This window comes from Priestia sp. ST2 (genome assembly GCF_055810735.1).
The window spans coordinates 1-17,307 of sequence record NZ_JBVVNT010000010.1; the positions used below are offsets into that span (position 1 = coordinate 1).

Genomic DNA, 17,307 nt, shown 5'->3' on the forward strand with positions numbered 1-17,307 from the left:
GTCCGCCGCTAACGTCATAGAAGCAAGCTTCTATGACGTTCGCTCGACTTGCATGTATTAGGCACGCCGCCAGCGTTCATCCTGAGCCAGGATCAAACTCTCCGAAGAAATGTTTGACTTGCTCATTAAAAAAATAAAAATTAACGTTGACGTTTGTCGCTTTGTTCAGTTTTCAAAGTTCAACAGCCACTCTTGAGCGACCTTATTATCTTATCAAGTTTTCAACGTGATGTCAACAACTTTTTAAAATTCTTTTTTTAGCTTCGTTGTTATTGATATCTCTCAACGACGCCTTATTATAATAATATATTAAAATTAAAAAATCAACATATTTTTATATTTTTTATTTATTCTCTAATTGAAAAAAGTTTAAAATAACATATTTTATAGATAATAGCATTGTGCCTTCACTATAATAAGGCTTACCTATCTTTTGGAGCAAAAACATGGTGTAATGAAAATCACCAATACTTTAATTTCAAAAAAAGAGTGCTTCTTATTTAGGAAGAAGCACTCTTTTTTTTGAAATTATAATTCAGTTAAGATTCCCCATTAATCATTTGCTCTGTCATCCAGCTTTTCTGCGAATAAACAGAATGTGTTATAATAAGAATATCTTTCGATATCACTGCACATGTTGTCTTAAGAAGCCATATTTGTTTTGACTAATATGGCTTTTTCTTCTGTCCATTTAAGTTTTCCTCCAAATTTCTCTGTACATATTTACAATTGGTCTCATGTCCACATATTAAATTCTTTTCTTATATTACATAAAACTTTTAGAAATAAATAAATAAAAATCCAATAAAAAAACGCTATCTGTGAATTCAATTTGTTAAATAGAAAAGATAGGTTTAAAATTTAGGACGTATACTTTGTGGAAAACGAAACACATTTTCAGGATCATATTTCGCCTTTATTTTCCGTAGTCTTTCATAGTTTGATCCATAGTATGCTTTTCCGTATTTTTCAATATTTTGATCTGGAACATTCACATATGATCCTGTTACATATGCTTTTAACTGTTGGCGTACTCTTTCAACGGATGCAAGATTCGCATCTTTCTGCGATTCATTGTCCCAACTAGAAGTCCATTCCGTGTAAAATAGTGGATTACGCCAAAAGAAGGCTGTTTCGTTACTTGGTACTCTGCTTAAAGCACCACCCCAATTTATAAAAAAGAAATTGGCTTCTGTTCCTGTAGCCTCTTCTAAAAATTGTTTCATAATTGAAATTGGTTCGTTCTCCCAAATGTCAAATACCCAGGCCGAAGAGAATTTAACACTCTGATCAGATCTGCCAGGAATAGGTTCATCAGGATCTAAGAAATCTATAGCATCTGGATAAGCTAACGTCTCTATAATTGTTTTTTTGGGGGTTCCAGCATTTAGTAAAGGTTTTAATAATCGCAGTAACTCCCTTTCCGAACCCAAGAAAATCCCCTCTGCATGGCACAATCCATTTATTTTGCTGTAAATCTCAAGTAAACACCCTAATCGTTCGTCTACGAACGGCGCCCATTGTTGCCAAGCTCTAAATACAGTTTCTAATTGTTCCCATGGCCAGATAATATTGAAGACAGTTGCTGTCTTAGGGGCCCGGTGAACTTTAAATGTGTATTCTGTGTTATATCCAAAATTACCGCCCCCACCGCCTTTAGAAGCCCATAGTAAATCTTCATTAATACACTCATCTGCTTGAATAATTTTTCCTTTTGCATCTACCATTTCTAGTCCGATAAGGTTGTCACTAACAAGCCCAATGGAGCGTGAGAGTACTCCAAATCCTCCACCCATGGTGATTCCTCCGATTCCAACGGTTGGGCTATCTCCGAACGGAGCCATAAAACCTTCCCGAGCTAACCCTTTTACTAGCGGCCCAACATGAATTCCTGTTTGAACTGTTGCAATCGCCTTTTTCTTATCTAAAGAAACTTTTTGCATATCACTCACATCAATAACAACGCCACCCTTTACTACTGAAAGATTCTTATCTAGAGCATGGCGGCCACTTCTGACACGCATCGGCACTTCATTCTCTCGAGCCCATTTAATAGCATTACTTACATCTTGCGAGTTCTGGGCGAAAACAAAGACAAGAGGATTCACATCAACATAAGGATTCCAATTCTTAGTTGCTTCTTTATAGCCGGGGTCCCCTTTAAAGATTACTCTTCCTGTTAACTGTGTTGATCCCATTAACTCAACTCCTAACTTTAAATTAAAAATGCAATTATAAATTTTATGTAATATAAATAGTAAAATATGCAATCTAACTTGATAATCATAGGAGATACATTAATAAAATTCGATATATTGAGTAAACTACTTAAGACAGATAAATTATTAATCTATGGCTGAATTTTAAAGAACGGAAAAACTCGCTTAACGTATTAGGGGATTTTTCTGTTCTTTAGATATATCCTATACATATTTAGTTAACAAAATAGAATTTATAATAAACAATATAAAGAAGCCCTTTTTATTAAATTAAGGGCTTTTTCATATTGCAGCTTGTCTACCTGTGAATACACTATAAATGAGTGAGAATTAACTCACTCACACCTTCTGGCTAATACAGCTATAAAAAGGAGGTGATTAAAATAGAAACATATAATCCCTACAGGAGTTAAAACAATTAGCTCAGACTAATGGGTTCGCGGGTAAACGAGATGATATCAAGGAGAAGGCTTCAGAAAACCACGCTATCAAAGAAGGAAAAATTGCAGATTTAGAACACGTGTCCGGATCTTTAGATGATGACCTCGAAGAATATAACGATTTCTGAAGGGGAAGCCACTAGATATATTGATATACCAGTGTTTTTATATACTACATTGAATCTTTGCTATTAAAGTTTAATTATATTATTACTAGCTATAAAAGCTATCCATTTAATGGATAGCTTTATTTTTTACTCACCATAATAAATGTTCTAGTTCTAGATAGAGATGTAATCAAAAAAAGTCTTTGATTCACAAGGACTCTTTTACTTTTTCAATAAATCGTTTAATACGGGTTTTTATACATTCAACTCTTACTAAATAAAAGGAAATGAACAATTTCTCTAGAATTTGTGTAAATAAAATTTCATTATATAGCAAACACAAAGAGAACATATTAGGAACGGGGGCCAACTATGGATATCAAGCAGGATACAATAAATGCTGAAGAAATGGCCAAGCGGTTAAATACAACCTCCAGCAATATTAGAAAATGGTGTATTGAATTAGAAAAACACGGTTATGAGTTTGTTAAGGATACTAGACGAAAACGTTACTATTCTAGTACTGATCAAACTTTATTATCAAATTTAAAATATGCTATTCAAGAGAAAAAACTGCCTTTAGAAATAGCTGCGATGACTGTTGTAAAAGGTTTTGATAGGAAGCGTTTCTCCTCAAGCACACAAGAAGAACACATAATAAATAAAGAAAATAACCTTGATCTTACTGTTCCCCAAGAACATAATAATCACACAGCAGATGCCGTATTAAATACAATAAAAGTACAATTTGAACAACAACAATCCATTAATAATAAATTATTAGAAATGCTAGATCATTATAAAGATGCTCTAAAAATATCAAAAGACGAAAGAAAAATAGAACAAGAACAGATGAACAAACAGTTAAAAGAGTTAGAAGAACGTTTGACTAAAGAAATAAGTCAACAAATTAATAATAGAGATAAAGCGATAATGGATTATATACGTCAGTCACAAAAACAAAATCAACAACAATTATTAGAAATTGCAACTGCAAAAGAAGGGAAACCAAAAGGTTTTTTCACTCGTTTATTTAGTAAATAGCCCTTTGATTATGTATGAAGTGTTCTTAATCAGGCACACAAGAGGACTTACTTTATCACTAACAAGAAGTTGACCTGGCCGCCTTAAGGCGGTCTCTTAGCTTTTATAAATAAAAAGCCATTGTCATTTCTTCTTATTCAATCCCCCTCCATGGATTATAGTCTCAACTCTAGAAATACAATCATGTATCTTATCCCCTTTTGAACAATTCACCGATAAAGTCTACTCAATGTATTACCCCAATAGAAAGTAATATTGAAAAATGCAAGAGCTTCAATAATTTAAAATTCCCACCTTCCTTTAAAGAAAATCCTAAATTTAATTAATAAGAACAAAAGATATATTTAATGATGCAAAAATTTATAAATATTTAAACTCAAAAAGAAAAAAGTAAAAGGGACAAGCATACAAGCAATTTTTTAAATTTTTCATATTAATAAAATATCAATATATAAAGGAGGGGAAACTTTGGGTTCTTCCAAAAAGGGAAATCGTCACCATGGTTCTCATAAGTGCTCCGATCACTGTTGTTGTCTTACTCCAAAGTCTTCAAGAAAAAAAGAAACAGGATGTAGAAAGAGAAAATCAACATGCTTTAAAAAAGATACATCATTTCATAAAAAATATAATAAAACCAATTCACTTGTTGGATTTGACGCAAACCAAGAAATTCTTAGCAATCAACTTTCTGATTCAATAATTATTGTGAAAAATTCTTGTAATGTCGATGTTAATTTAACGGATAGACAAACGATATTAATCTTTCAAACATTTATACAATTGTTAGCGATCTTTTTGCTATTAATAGGCTTAGATACCAATTCAATTAAACTATTTATAGAGGAAGTTTCGCAAATTGTAAAAGTAATACAGGAAAGCGAACAAAAAGTAATTATTAAAAATAGCTGTCATGTTAATGTCACGGCAACGCATACAGAGACAGTTATTTTTATACAACGCTTTTTGCAAGCCTTAGCAGTTTTATTAGCTGTCTAAGATTATTTTAAAATTTAATGTATATATCTAAAAAGAAGTTTTTGACTAAATTATAACAATAAATAGAATTTGAGGAACTTAATATCTTACTCTCTATCAACTAAAAGCGTACAAGCTAATAAAAAAAGAAGAAAAAGCCTTTAGAATTATAGAAGCAGCCAACTGTTTATTTTAAAGGCTTTTTTAATTAAAAATGTAATGATATCGCCAGATAAGTATAAAAGCCTTAAAAATGTTAGTCGAATAAGTTATAAGATCAATAAAGAAAGGAAGATTGAGATAAAAAAGTCTAAAAGAATTTATATTACTGATCCAATAGACAATGGAATTTCTGAGTATTCTAATCCTATTAATAATAATGAGTGTAAGTGTAATCATGCAAGAGTTGAAAGACAGGTTAATAAACCTGATGATGGAACTACTCAAAGTGAAACAAGTTTAGCATATTTTAAAAATTTTATACTATATGGATTTAATGACCTTTCGGGAGAAAATGGAAATGTTTCAGGGTATGCCTTCTCAAACGATTTAGGTAATACCTGGTCTAGAAGTAGAATACTCCCCAATAACCCAGGTGGAACAAATGGCGGAGACCCAGTAATAGCTGTAGACAAAAATGGTATTTTCTACTATGGCCAAGTTGGAGTAGAGACTATAAACGGTAATGCAGAAGGAGTAATTAGTGTATCTACAGGAACTGTTAATCGTAAAGGAAGAATAAGTATGAACCCTCCTCAAATTGTAGGGAGAGGCAAAAATCCAAAAGCTGACGCTGGTTCTCAAGATAAAGAATGGATTGCGATAGGTCCTGACAGAAATAATCGAGGAAATGAGGCACTATATATTGCATGGACGGATTTTACTCCAGGAAGGGATACTACTAATATTCGCTTTTCAAAATTTACAACGGGACGACACATAACTCCAATTATTGAAAACAAGGATATTGTTGTCGGAAACGGTAAATTTGTTTCAGGTTCGTTTGTCGTAGTAGACAAGCGCGGTACAATTTATGTTTTTTATGAAGAAGTAGCTAAGAATGGATTTGGTGTGCTAGGTCAACCTAACAGAACAATTCGCATGACTAAATCAACTGATGGTGGAAATACGTTTCCTATAGATGTAGCCGTTTCAACACCATTTGCAGCTGCAGCCACAACAACAAGACCATGTAACCAACCATCCATAGGCGTTAATAGTTCCAGACGAATTCGTATGAATGAATTCCCTCATGCTGCCATCGGTCCAGATGGTACTCTATACGCAGTATGGAATGCCGGTAGAGTTATAGGCAGTAGAACCTTTATCAATATATTTTTAGCCTATAGTAAAGATAAAGGAGCTAATTGGAACCAAGTTAACGTTAGTCAAAATATTTCCTATTCATTCTTCCCAAGTGTAACAGCTAATTGTGCAGGTGCCCATATTCAATATAATCGCTTTAACGATCCGAATTTAGTAGGAGGCACGGGCAATGGAACATTCGGAATATTTATGAGAACCTTCTCTCTTCAGACAGGAGTAAGCAATGAAAAAGTTATAAGTAACCCATACTCTCGAGTACCTGTTACAATTAATGCGGAATGTTATATGGGAGACTATAATCAGATTATATCCGGCCCTGGCAGCTGCTTATTACATTCTTGGGGAGATAATCGTAATATTGTAAATGGTCAACTCAATCCCGATGTTTTTTTTGCATTAACCTCTCTAAATAAAAATCCCCAATAACGTAACTCCCTTTTAAAAAGAGTTTAACCCTTCCAAAGCATACTATATATGATAGACGCCCAATAAAATTTATTATTTAAAATTATGTAAAGTTGATTACACTCTAAATTATGAACAGCAACTTATGATATTTATTTACCTTTCACTTAGGAGGAACAATACTCCCTGTTTCTCCTGTTAATACATAATATACAACTCTTTAATTACATAAAAACATCCCTTTTGAATAAATCTTCCGCAAAATGACCCTATTGAAATAACTCTAATAAGTTAACCTTTAATTAGCTTCTATGCTAGAAACACATATAGAAAGGAAAAATTATGCTTCTAAAAAGTTATAAAATATTGCACTATTAGAATTTCGCTGAACTTCTCTTCTACGTTCCACCGCAAATAAACCTCTAAGCGTTCCATAAAAATAAGCTGTAAAAGTGTTTTTTATTCGCTTTTTCTTGTAAGCGAAAATTGTCTCTTTAAATGCTTGAATAGCCACAAAATCTAGGTGTTCTAAAGGTTGCTGAAGACCGCTTATTCTATAAGCGACTCGCACTTTCCCCCATAATTCATAAATATGGTCTGCGTAAGGAAAAAAAGGTCTTACAGCATCTTTAAAACCTGTTGGAATAAAAGACGGTACATAATCCGATGAGAGTTTAAAATTAACATTATTACGTATGTATTTATTTAAATCTTTTAAAGATAAATTATAGGTAGACTGTTTTTTAGTATCTTTATTCTTACTCTCCCAAGCGTTCTCATTATTTTCTGCTTCAACATCTGCTTCAACATTAGACTCTAAATCAAGCTGTAAGTACTTAACCCAATAACTAAAATAAGGGTGATTTACAAATAAGTGCACTGGGTTCCCTTTTCCATTGTTACGAGGGCAGCGACGATATACAGTAATAATTTGTCCTTGTTTTCGTAGTTCTTTTAAATGACGATCGATTGTCCCTTTTGACTTTTCATAGGTTTTACCTAAATATGTACTACCAGGAAAGCAAAATCCTTTTTCTGCAGCAAACCAGCAAAGCCGGTCTAAAGCTTTTCTAGTTCCTTCGTGGAGACGATAAAATTTTTCTCCATAAAGGTTGATAATTTCTTTAAGTAATTTTCTTTTCATTGATTGATGTTGAGAACGACCTTCTATATAACTCTGGTAATTTTTCATATAATTAAATTCTTCTGCCGTAATCATACGTGTAATAGGCATTAGTCTACTCTCTCCTTTTCAGGAACAAAAAAGACATCGCATCCCAGAAAATAGGAAAACGATGTCGGATTTTTTGACAGACTACGCCCTTGAAATAAATTTAATTATCCGATAAAATAAAGGCGTAATTAAATTTATGTATTAGGACTTCGACAGGTGTTTTCCCTAGGCTCTTTAGGGTTAACGGTGTAAGGGTGTTGGCGCACCACTTGCACACGTTGGAGTCTTTTTATATTCCGCACTGTTTTGGTGACTCTATTATACCGTCTATTAATCTTATAATTCAATAAGAATTCATGATCTCCTCACAAAACTTCTGTATTTTACTTTATCTATGATTAACAATGACTCCGTTTGGATATACTGCTAATATTATAAAAACCTCACTACAAGTGTATCGCTTTACTTAATTATTAATTTGGAAAATTATAAAGTAAAAAAACAACTACTCTCTTATGTTGTTTTACTGTTTTATATATTGTTTTATATATTTGTTTTATTGTTTTATTGTTTTAGAGGGCCTATAGACACTGCTATTACAACGTTTATAGACCTAAACTATCACTAATTTTGCGCGAACTATCACTAATTTTGCGCGAACTATCACTAATTTTGCGTGAAACTATCACTAATTTTGCGTGAAACTATCACTAATTTTGCGCGAACTATCACTAATTTTGCGTTGGAAATGTAATTACGGCTTAAGTATCACTAATTTTGCGTGGACAATATAGATGTGCTTTAAGTATCACTAATTTTGCGTTGGAAATGCAGACATGCTTCAACTATCACCAATTTTGCGTATTAAAATGAAGAATGAGTTTAATAAATCAAGAATGAGTAAGGTTTCTAAAGTTAAAAAACCTCATGAAGTATCACTAATTTTGCGTGATAGTTAAATTACAAGGACAGGTTGCTCTTTAACATGCAATTTACACAGTATCACTTTTATGATATTTTAGTGATAGTTTAGAAAAATATGGGGGATTTTATGAAGAAAACGACTGTCGTTCAACCATATGATCTGGAAAGTATAAATATAAAAAATTGGGTAACTAAATCAAACATCCTCATTGAGAGTACATATAAATTGTCTTTACAAGAGCAAAGAATTCTTTTAATCATGGCATCTAAAGTGCAGCCTAATGATGAAACGTTAAAAACCTATAGATTTCGAGCTAAAGACTTTATCGAAATCGTAGGCAATAAGAAAGGAACAGGTTTTTACTCTTACTTAAAAGAAATCGTGAATGGCCTTCAAACAAAAATTCTTACGATAAAAGAAAAAGGCAGACAAAGAAATTACAACTGGGTAATTACGTCTATTTATGAAGAAAACGAAGGATACATAACATTACAATTTCATCCTAGCTTAAAGTATCTGTTTTTAGAGCTTAAGGAAAAATTCACATCGTATCAATTAGAGAATGTAGTGAGACTCAATTCGGTCTATTCCATTCGTATTTATGAGCTGCTTAAGCAATATGAGCGTCTGCGAAAAAGGGAACTGACTCTTGAAGAATTACGTCATTTTTTAGCTATTGAACCTACTAAGTATAAACAGTATGGCCATTTTAAAAGTAAAGTATTAGCAGTAGCTCAAAAAGAAATTAATAATAAAACGGATATCCACTTTGAATTCGTAGAAATAAAAACCGGTAGAAAAGTAACATCCATAGAATTTATCATTAATAGTTCACCCGCGTTGAATGATGCTAGCGCTATTAAAGAGAAAAAACTAGAATTAAATCAAGACTTAGTGGAGTTAGAAGATCACAAAAACAGTGTTCAGAACGATTTAGTGGACTTAGGAGTCAAATCAGAAAAAATAGAGTGGCTTTTATCAGAATTTACAAAAGAACACCTAGAAAGAAATATTAGATATACACAAGATCGTTTGATTACTGGAGATGTTACTCATCCTCATTCCTACGTAGTAAAAGCGATTCAAAAGGATTACGCCAAGCTCTCACAGGAATCAAAGCTTATTAATTCCAAAAAGACTGCAAAAAAAGAATTAGTTCCAGATTTTATAGCTCAAGATAGAGATAAACGACAACTCCTTAAAGATTCTACATTAAAGGAAAAGCAAGAATCATTTTTAAAAGAAATTGGAACTCAAATGGAATTTGAAGAAAAGCTCCTGCAGTTTCAAGAATTAAAAAAAATGCTGATCTTAAGTTCAGATCAACCTACTCAAGAAGAAGTAAAAAAAGCTGAAGAAGCTGGCTTACAAGAAGTCATTCGAAATATGAAAGAAGACTTCAAAAACCATGAAGAATTGGGTCTAGATCCAAGACTTGTTAAGGATTTTAAAAATAAAGAGTTAAAAAAGATTTATAAAGATTTTTTACAAAGTAAAGTTTTAAATAGAAACTAAATATTGAAAAAAACGTGTAAAGACCAGAGCTTTAAAGGCTTAGTTTTTACATGTTTTTTTATGAGTGGGTAAATTTAATATACAGAATGCAGTTAGAATACTTTTAGTAAGCTTATTTATTATTTTTTTGTTACAATGATAGTATATTAAATTTACCTAAAAGATCGGATGTGTCTTATTTGGATAACTTTATTTTAATTCAGGATTTCCTGTCTCATTTAGTCGATTCTAAAAAGAAAACTTCTACAATTTCAATGTATAAGCATGATCTAAAGCAGTTTTTTGAATGGTTAAATCGTTATCACCCTAATATACCTCCAGAAACTTTGCCAGGAGACAAGAAATATTACGAATTATACTTCACCTATCTAAAAGAAAAAAACTTGTCAGAAGCTAATCTGAGACGTGTAGCATCACATTTAAACGGATTGTTGAAATATTATAACCTCACAAGTGATATTGGTCTTTTACAAGCAACAACAAAAAAGCAACGAGAATTAACTGATACTGATTTTATAACTCAATCTGATACTTTGATTCTTTTAGATTCAGTTATAAGTGACGAACATTTAAGTGATATTCAGTTACAAATACATAAATATATAGGACCTCGTAATCATTCCATATTCATCCTGCTACTCTGTTACGGTCTTACCATTAATGAAGTTGTATCTTTAACTATAAAAGACATTAACTTTGCACAGAATACATTAACGATTGACAATAATAAAACAAAACGCACCTTGGAGCTTTCTAAACATGACAAGAAAATCATATATAATTACTTATCAACGATCCCTTTGTTATTTAGACCTAGGGATTATACAAATGATCCGTTATTTATTTCTTTTCACCCTCAAAAAATGGTTTATTGGTATGATTACAGTTTAAGTAAACCTAAAAGGATTAGTGTGATTGGTACAAAACGTATGATTGAAAGAGAAGTTAAACGTTCTGGCATAAAAGCGATCGTAAGATCTACTCACTTTCGAAACAGCTGTATACTAAAGAAAATTCATGAGGGATATTCCAACGAACACCTTATTTACTACTTTGGATTGTCTAGCCGCCATGCTTTATATCGGTTTAAGCGATATCTAAAAACAAAATGAAAAACTTTCTCAAAATTAAGTTCAACTTATTTCTTATTTAAACACCTTTATATCAGTATTTTTACCTTATAGGTTGAACTTAAATCCATTTTTATTTTAGTTCTTTTTTAGAAAAAACCATGAAGTTTAACTAAAGTTCAACTTCATGGTTCACATTTTTGGAATTTACCTATTTTAAAAAGTCAAATGTCATGGCAATAGTTTTTTTATGTATTATAAATCTATAGTTTAACGCCCATACCTCGATTGTATAAGAACGGATTTCTCGTAAAATTATCTAGAATTTAATTAGATTTATTATTCTTGATTAAAATCTAGCGGAAGTTCACTCTAGATTCTTTAAAAATGCTTTATTATCAATGTTCATTATATTCTAGCTTTCATTATAAGGTTTAAATAACTTAGAAAAAATTAATGTTAGTTTCACACTAATAAAATACTTCTATAAGAATTGCATAAATAAAAAAAGAAATTTCATTAAATCACTACAACAGATTGAAAAAGGAAGGGATATAACGCTTACATTCTTTTGTAAAGCACACTTAATATGGTATACATGAATCTTAAATTAAAGCTAGAGGAAGTACATTCTAGATTCTTCTAAAACCCTTTTATATCAAACTCTATAAGTATTCTAGTTTTTTGAATTTCGGAAAAGGGAAAGATGTGAATTTTTATTACCAAAGATATTTCTTAACTCATGAAAAACATTTTTTAGAGACATTCGGTAAAATGAAAATTTAATTAAGGAAGAGCAAGCATTGACTCTTAAATTAATTTTTTGAACCACATGTATAATTTATCTACGATTAAAATAAATGGTTTTACTCTTGTAAAGTTCATGTTTTCATTTAGAATTGAAAAGGAAGAATAAGAAGCTGAGTGAAACAAAAGAAAAAATGTACATAGAAAACAGGAATATAAAGTAATTAATAGAATTTTACTAGAAATGTAAAGCTTGAATAATATCTCGTACAACTACATTCTAGAATCGCTGTTAACATTGATATATCAACTTGAAAGTTTATCTAGATTTTTATATAGAAAGGAGAATCCTAGAAAAATGCTTAAAAAAAATGAGAATGAACGTGTTTATACTTTGAAAGACACAGTAAAGCTAACTGGATTAAGTGTGGATCTTATTCGCTTATATGAAAAAGAGTTCAACCTCCAAATTCAACGCACANGTAGTTTATACTTTGAAAGACACAGTAAAGCTAACTGGATTAAGTGTGGATCTTATTCGCTTATATGAAAAAGAGTTCAACCTCCAAATTCAACGCACAGAAGGCGGACATAGAAGGTATAACAAACAAAATATTGATTTATTAATCGAAATAAAAAAAAGAATTCAAGAACAAAATTGGAGCTATAAGATGATAAACCAATGGCTTCAAGGTGAAATTGTGCCCGAAGCAGTTGAAGTTCAATCAAATCTTGAGAAGAAAGTAGAATCTCTTGAAGAAAAAGTTCAAGAATTGCTTAATCGCTCTGAAAAAGATGAGCAATTTCAACTCGCACTCATCCAACGATTAGATGAACAAGGGAGCCTTATAAAAAAACTTACAGAAAAGCTAGACCACCAAGACAAATATATTGAAAACAACCTAGAAAAACGAGACGAGAAATTGACGAGTGCCATACGTGAAATTAGCGATACAAAAAAACTTATCGCGGCCGCCCAAGAAAATCTAGATTCAAAACCAAAAGGCTTCTGGAGTAAGATTTTTGGTAATTAAATTTTATATGTGTAATTGTTAGATTTTTATTTTAAATATATAAAACCCATGAGAGGTGAATTTCAAGCTAGTTTTGAAATTCACCTCTCATGGGTTAGCTACTGTTTAAAACAGTGTAATAATACATTTCCTCTAAGGATTTTTCCTATACTGTTTTATTGTAAAAGTAATAGCGCCTATCCAAAATATAAAAACGCCTATATAAATGAATACTTCAGTGGTATTATCTATAGACCATACTTTCAGTATAGTCCAAACATTAGTCAAAATAATAAAACCACCTACTAATACGCCCAAAAGATGAGAAGGTATTGTTTTTACTAACCATGCTGCGATAGGGGCTGCTATAACTCCTCCTAGCATAAGAGCTCCGACCCAGAACCAATTGACATCTTGCCATCCTAATGAAATTAAAAAACCTATAGCAGCAGAAATAGCAATTGCAAATTCACTTGTATCTACTGTACCTACTACTTTTCTAGCTGAATTACCATTTTTTGATAGTAATATAGGAGTTGTAAGAGGCCCCCAGCCGCCACCGCCAGTAGCATCAGCAAAACCTGCTATTAAACCTAAAGGAAGGGCTTGCTTTGTAGTTAAATTAAGGTTACGCTGTGTACTACTCGGTTTATTTTTGAATAAAAAACGGATAATAACATAAAAACCTAGCATTAATAAGAATAAAGAAATATAGGGTTTAACTATATCACCTGGCAAATTACTCAAAAAACAGGCTCCTATAAAGGCACCTATAGATCCTGGTATTATTAATTTAAAAATGGCTTGACGATCCACATTTCCGAATTTTATGTGTGATATCCCAGAAGCAGCCGTGGTTACTACTTCTGATATGTGTATAGAAGCTGAAGCAATTGCAGGAGCCATCCCAAATGATAATAAAAGAGATGACGAAGTAACGCCATAGGCCATGCCTAAAGATCCGTCAATTAATTGTGCTAGGAATCCTATAAAAGCGAAAATAAATAACTTTTTCATGAGCTTCCTCCTGTTAAATGTCCCCTTTGCAGTTTTGGTTTAAAGAATACAGTTTTTTAGGAATGTTAAATCTATAACATATAGTAGAAGTTAAGGAATAGCGAAGTGAGAGAGGGTTAAAGAAGATAATTTTAAATTAGTTTCATTTTTTTAAAATAGTTTATTATTTTATTAATACTTCTGTAAATTCCATTCTGGTATTTCCTAATTTCACAATTAAAACCTTAATTAAAACGAAATATATTTTACCTTACTTATCCTTATAAAATAGAAAAAAGGCTTAAAAACATAAAAAAGAAGGAAAAAACCAAAACTTTTCTTTATATTTATATTCGAAAGACGTAAAAAGGATCTACTCTATATACCCATGATTTTTATATACGCAGGAAGCTTTGTTATAGTAAAAAGAACACTGACTATATCTTAAGCAGTCAGTGTTCTATATGGTAAATATCAAAATAAGGGATTAACATTTACTACATTTAACACGTTATTGATAAACAATTCTATAAGGTCTTGAAGGGGAATTTACAGGTGAGGCAGCTTTTACCAATACAGTTTGTCCATTTGAGGGAATCCTATTTTTAAACACATAAACTCTGGTTTCTCCACCTGGGGCACCACGTCCTCTAGAAGCTTTTCTTGGAACGATATTTCTTTCGTTATTTGGATCAAGTATCCAATGAGAATACCATAGCTGTCGTAGAAACTGTCTATTGGTACTTTGAGAGCGTTCATCAAATACACAGTGATTAATTTGTCCTGTCCAATATAAGTAACGACCATTAGAAATTCTCCATTCGTTACCTGATCGGTATCTAATTCCTACACATTCTCCAGGATAAATAATATTAGGGATGTTATAATGATTAGCCCTTTGGCAATTAGGGTCGTTATATCCATTATAAGGGGTTATCCTTACCATCTGTATCTGATTCCTTCTAAAATAAAGATATTGTTGAGTTACTTGTCCTGTAGAACTATCAACAGCCAAATGACTAAGAAGAATACCATAATAAGATTGAAGTTTTGTAGTATCTATACTTGTAGTGACATTTAGCGTATTAGAAGTAGCGTTTATAACGCCACCTACCAACCTTCCATTATGAACACAATATCCATTTCTACATGAAGCGCCACTGCTTGCTCTATATAAAACTCCTACACAAGATCCACGGTTTATTATTGCCAATTGTTTTCACCTCCACTATAAGAGATTTTATGATTTCTTTGAAATTATCATCTCTACATGTCTCTAGGACCATAGCGATACTGCGGTTCTGTTTGATAATAATATCCACTTCTTACTTGAGCAATCCAATTTTGAAATATCTCTCTCCATTCAACTCGATTAAAGAACTCATCAAGTGGTTTAGTAGAGTCCCATTCGATGATCTGGAATGGAGTGACAGCTGGATTCCATACACCTACGTTATTGACTCCTTTTTCTTTGATGAGCAGGAGAGGTAATCCTCTTTGATAACCCATACTAGGTTCTATTTGTAAAAAAGGAGCGCCTTCCCATGACGGTTGGGGTAGATTTTCTCCTGTATTTGTTTGTGTATAATTAGCAAAAACTTGCTGCATATTGACTGCAATTAATCCATAACTTGAGAGCACCAACCGTCGTACGCTTGTCAATGTTTTTTCAGGATATTGCTCTGTATCGGGTAAAGTACGTGGAAAAAGTAAAACATTCTCAATTTCTCGAATGAGACGTCGGAGAAATCTCGATTGAATAGTATTAAGAGAGGAGGGGTGGCTCAGAAATACAGGTATTCTAAAAGCCATGTCAGCTGCATTATCGATTCCATTTTCCTCTTGTGCCTCCCTATATTCCTTTTGAGAGTTAGGGTAACGCTCATTTAAATAATAATTGCCATCTCTAGAATTGTAGTGGGTGTAATATTTTTTGATTGTAATCATCCTTTCTTCATGAACTCTCTATATTTTATTCATTGTTATAAAAAAGAAATGTGTGCTTGTCCAAGGTCTTTAGTAACATTTTCACTTAGCTTTTTTAGAGTTAATATTATAGGTTAAAATTTTATAGTTAAAGCAAGCCATAATAACGGTTAAATTATCTTGAAAGTGTAGTAAGTTTGTCCAAGCAAAAATACATAATTAAGCATTTAATATACTAGAGAATTCAACGCATAAAAGATAAGGATACACCCTTCTTTTAGAACCTGACATTATAAACAATTAGCACTAATCCTGTTTGTAATAATCTAGGATTGTTAGGTTTACAAACTCTCTTACAACATACAAAATCAAAGGAGCATACGGAGGAATATCTGTGAGTATATTGGTAACCGGAGGAGCTGGATACATCGGGAGTCATACTTGTCTTGAACTCCTCAATACCGGCTATGAGATTGTAGTAATAGATAATCTTTCTAATAGCAAACCTGAATCATTGAAACGAGTATCCGAATTAGCTAAAAAAGATTTTAAATTCTACAATGGAGATTTACTTGATGAAAAAACTGTAGAGAAGGTTTTCTCTGAAAATAAGATTGATGCCGTTATTCATTTTGCCGGACTAAAAGCTGTTAATGAGTCAATAGAAATTCCCCTTCATTATTATCATAATAACGTCACGGGAACCTTAATTCTTTGTCGAATTATGGAAAAATATAATGTTAAAAAGCTGATATTTAGCTCATCTGCAAACGTTTACGGAACACCAAAACATGTACCAGTTACTGAGGATTCTCCACTAGGGCCAATAAATCCTTACGGGCGAACAAAATTGATTATTGAGGAAATTTTAAGTGACTTATATATTTCCGATCATAATTGGAGTATTAGCCTTTTGAGATACTTCAATCCCATTGGAGCACATGAAAGCGGAAGGATAGGGGAGGATCCCAATGCTATTCCAAATAATCTAATGCCCTATATTAATCAAGTTGCGATAGGGAAAAGAGAAAAGGTTAATGTATTCGGCAAAGACTATAATACGCATGACGGGACAGGGGTAAGGGATTACATTCATGTTGTAGATTTAGCTAAGGGGCATATAAAAGCTTTAGAGAGGGTTCTTCGAACTACAGGTATTGATGTATTTAACCTCGGAACAGGAGTTGGATATAGTGTAATCGACCTGATTAAGAGTTACGAAAATACCACTTCTCAAAAAATCCCATATGATTTCACTTACAGAAGAGCGGGAGATATCGATAAATGTTATGCTGATGCGACTAAAGCTAAAGAAATGCTAGAATGGCAAACAACCAAAAACCTCGATGATATGTGTCGTGACTCCTGGAATTGGCAAAAGAACAATCCCAATGGCTATATAGAATAACACTTTTAACAAATAAA

12 protein-coding genes and 1 rRNA gene are annotated in these 17,307 nt (G+C 32.3%); 7 read left to right on the plus strand and 6 right to left on the minus strand.

Annotation, left to right across the window (positions count from 1 at the left end; all coding sequences use genetic code 11):
- Nucleotides 1-108 (minus strand): 16S ribosomal RNA (locus AC0KUU_RS27035); the annotation flags it as partial.
- 746 nt (nt 109-854) lie between these two features.
- Nucleotides 855-2,198 (minus strand): FAD-binding oxidoreductase, encoded by a 1,344-nt coding sequence (locus AC0KUU_RS27040; protein ID WP_473453849.1) that lies wholly within the window; start codon nt 2,196-2,198, stop codon nt 855-857.
- Nucleotides 2,199-3,138: 940 nt separating this feature from the next.
- Here AC0KUU_RS27040 and AC0KUU_RS27045 point away from each other — a divergent pair.
- The 3 genes from AC0KUU_RS27045 (at nt 3,139) to AC0KUU_RS27055 (ending at nt 6,537) form a co-directional block, all read left to right on the plus strand.
- A complete protein-coding gene (locus AC0KUU_RS27045) occupies nt 3,139-3,810 on the plus strand; it encodes a hypothetical protein (RefSeq protein WP_473453851.1) in 672 nt (223 codons plus the stop codon).
- A 468-nt stretch (nt 3,811-4,278) separates the two neighbouring features.
- Nucleotides 4,279-4,806 carry a spore coat protein gene (locus AC0KUU_RS27050; protein WP_377570914.1) on the plus strand — a complete coding sequence of 176 codons (528 nt, stop codon included), beginning with the start codon at nt 4,279-4,281 and terminating at the stop codon, nt 4,804-4,806.
- Between the two features lie 198 nt (nt 4,807-5,004).
- On the plus strand, nt 5,005-6,537 hold the full coding sequence (locus AC0KUU_RS27055) for a sialidase family protein (protein WP_473453853.1): 1,533 nt from the start codon (nt 5,005-5,007) through the stop codon (nt 6,535-6,537).
- A gap of 319 nt (nt 6,538-6,856) precedes the next feature.
- Here AC0KUU_RS27055 and AC0KUU_RS27060 read toward each other — a convergent pair whose 3' ends face one another.
- Nucleotides 6,857-7,750, minus strand: a complete 894-nt coding sequence (locus AC0KUU_RS27060) for a transcriptional regulator (RefSeq protein WP_473453855.1) — start codon at nt 7,748-7,750, stop codon at nt 6,857-6,859.
- 991 nt (nt 7,751-8,741) lie between these two features.
- Here AC0KUU_RS27060 and AC0KUU_RS27065 point away from each other — a divergent pair.
- From AC0KUU_RS27065 to AC0KUU_RS27075, 3 genes are all read left to right on the plus strand, one after another.
- Nucleotides 8,742-10,130 carry a replication initiation protein gene (locus tag AC0KUU_RS27065; protein WP_473453857.1) on the plus strand — a complete coding sequence of 463 codons (1,389 nt, stop codon included), beginning with the start codon at nt 8,742-8,744 and terminating at the stop codon, nt 10,128-10,130.
- 170 nt (nt 10,131-10,300) lie between these two features.
- The gene (locus AC0KUU_RS27070) at nt 10,301-11,242 is read left to right on the plus strand and encodes a tyrosine-type recombinase/integrase (protein ID WP_473453859.1); all 942 of its coding nucleotides are present in this window, start codon (nt 10,301-10,303) and stop codon (nt 11,240-11,242) included.
- A 1,199-nt stretch (nt 11,243-12,441) separates the two neighbouring features.
- Nucleotides 12,442-12,981, plus strand: a complete 540-nt coding sequence (locus AC0KUU_RS27075) for a MerR family transcriptional regulator (protein ID WP_473453861.1) — start codon at nt 12,442-12,444, stop codon at nt 12,979-12,981.
- Between the two features lie 132 nt (nt 12,982-13,113).
- Here the strand turns inward: AC0KUU_RS27075 and AC0KUU_RS27080 are convergent, their stop codons facing one another.
- The 3 genes from AC0KUU_RS27080 to AC0KUU_RS27090 form a co-directional block, all read right to left on the minus strand.
- Nucleotides 13,114-13,977 (minus strand): sulfite exporter TauE/SafE family protein, encoded by an 864-nt coding sequence (locus tag AC0KUU_RS27080; protein ID WP_456318532.1) that lies wholly within the window; start codon nt 13,975-13,977, stop codon nt 13,114-13,116.
- Between the two features lie 490 nt (nt 13,978-14,467).
- Nucleotides 14,468-15,169: a hypothetical protein gene (locus tag AC0KUU_RS27085; protein ID WP_473453863.1), complete on the minus strand. Its 702-nt coding sequence runs from the start codon at nt 15,167-15,169 to the stop codon at nt 14,468-14,470.
- A gap of 53 nt (nt 15,170-15,222) precedes the next feature.
- Nucleotides 15,223-15,903, minus strand: a complete 681-nt coding sequence (locus AC0KUU_RS27090; protein ID WP_456318534.1) for a hypothetical protein — start codon at nt 15,901-15,903, stop codon at nt 15,223-15,225.
- Nucleotides 15,904-16,276: 373 nt separating this feature from the next.
- Between AC0KUU_RS27090 and galE the strand changes: the two genes are divergently transcribed.
- Complete coding sequence (gene galE, locus AC0KUU_RS27095; protein ID WP_473453865.1) at nt 16,277-17,290, plus strand: UDP-glucose 4-epimerase GalE; 1,014 nt, start codon at nt 16,277-16,279, stop codon at nt 17,288-17,290.
- The last annotated feature ends 17 nt before the right edge of the window (nt 17,291-17,307 follow it).

What these genes read in the sequence shown, in the direction of transcription:
- AC0KUU_RS27065 (WP_473453857.1), top strand. Translation starts at nt 8,742, where the DNA reads ATGAAGAAAACGACTGTCGTTCAACCATATGATCTGGAAAGTATAAAT.
- AC0KUU_RS27040 (WP_473453849.1), bottom strand. Translation starts at nt 2,198, where the DNA reads ATGGGATCAACACAGTTAACAGGAAGAGTAATCTTTAAAGGGGACCCC.
- AC0KUU_RS27090 (WP_456318534.1), bottom strand. Translation starts at nt 15,903, where the DNA reads ATGATTACAATCAAAAAATATTACACCCACTACAATTCTAGAGATGGC.
- AC0KUU_RS27080 (WP_456318532.1), bottom strand. Translation starts at nt 13,977, where the DNA reads ATGAAAAAGTTATTTATTTTCGCTTTTATAGGATTCCTAGCACAATTA.
- AC0KUU_RS27060 (WP_473453855.1), bottom strand. Translation starts at nt 7,750, where the DNA reads ATGCCTATTACACGTATGATTACGGCAGAAGAATTTAATTATATGAAA.
- AC0KUU_RS27055 (WP_473453853.1), top strand. Translation starts at nt 5,005, where the DNA reads ATGATATCGCCAGATAAGTATAAAAGCCTTAAAAATGTTAGTCGAATA.
- AC0KUU_RS27045 (WP_473453851.1), top strand. Translation starts at nt 3,139, where the DNA reads ATGGATATCAAGCAGGATACAATAAATGCTGAAGAAATGGCCAAGCGG.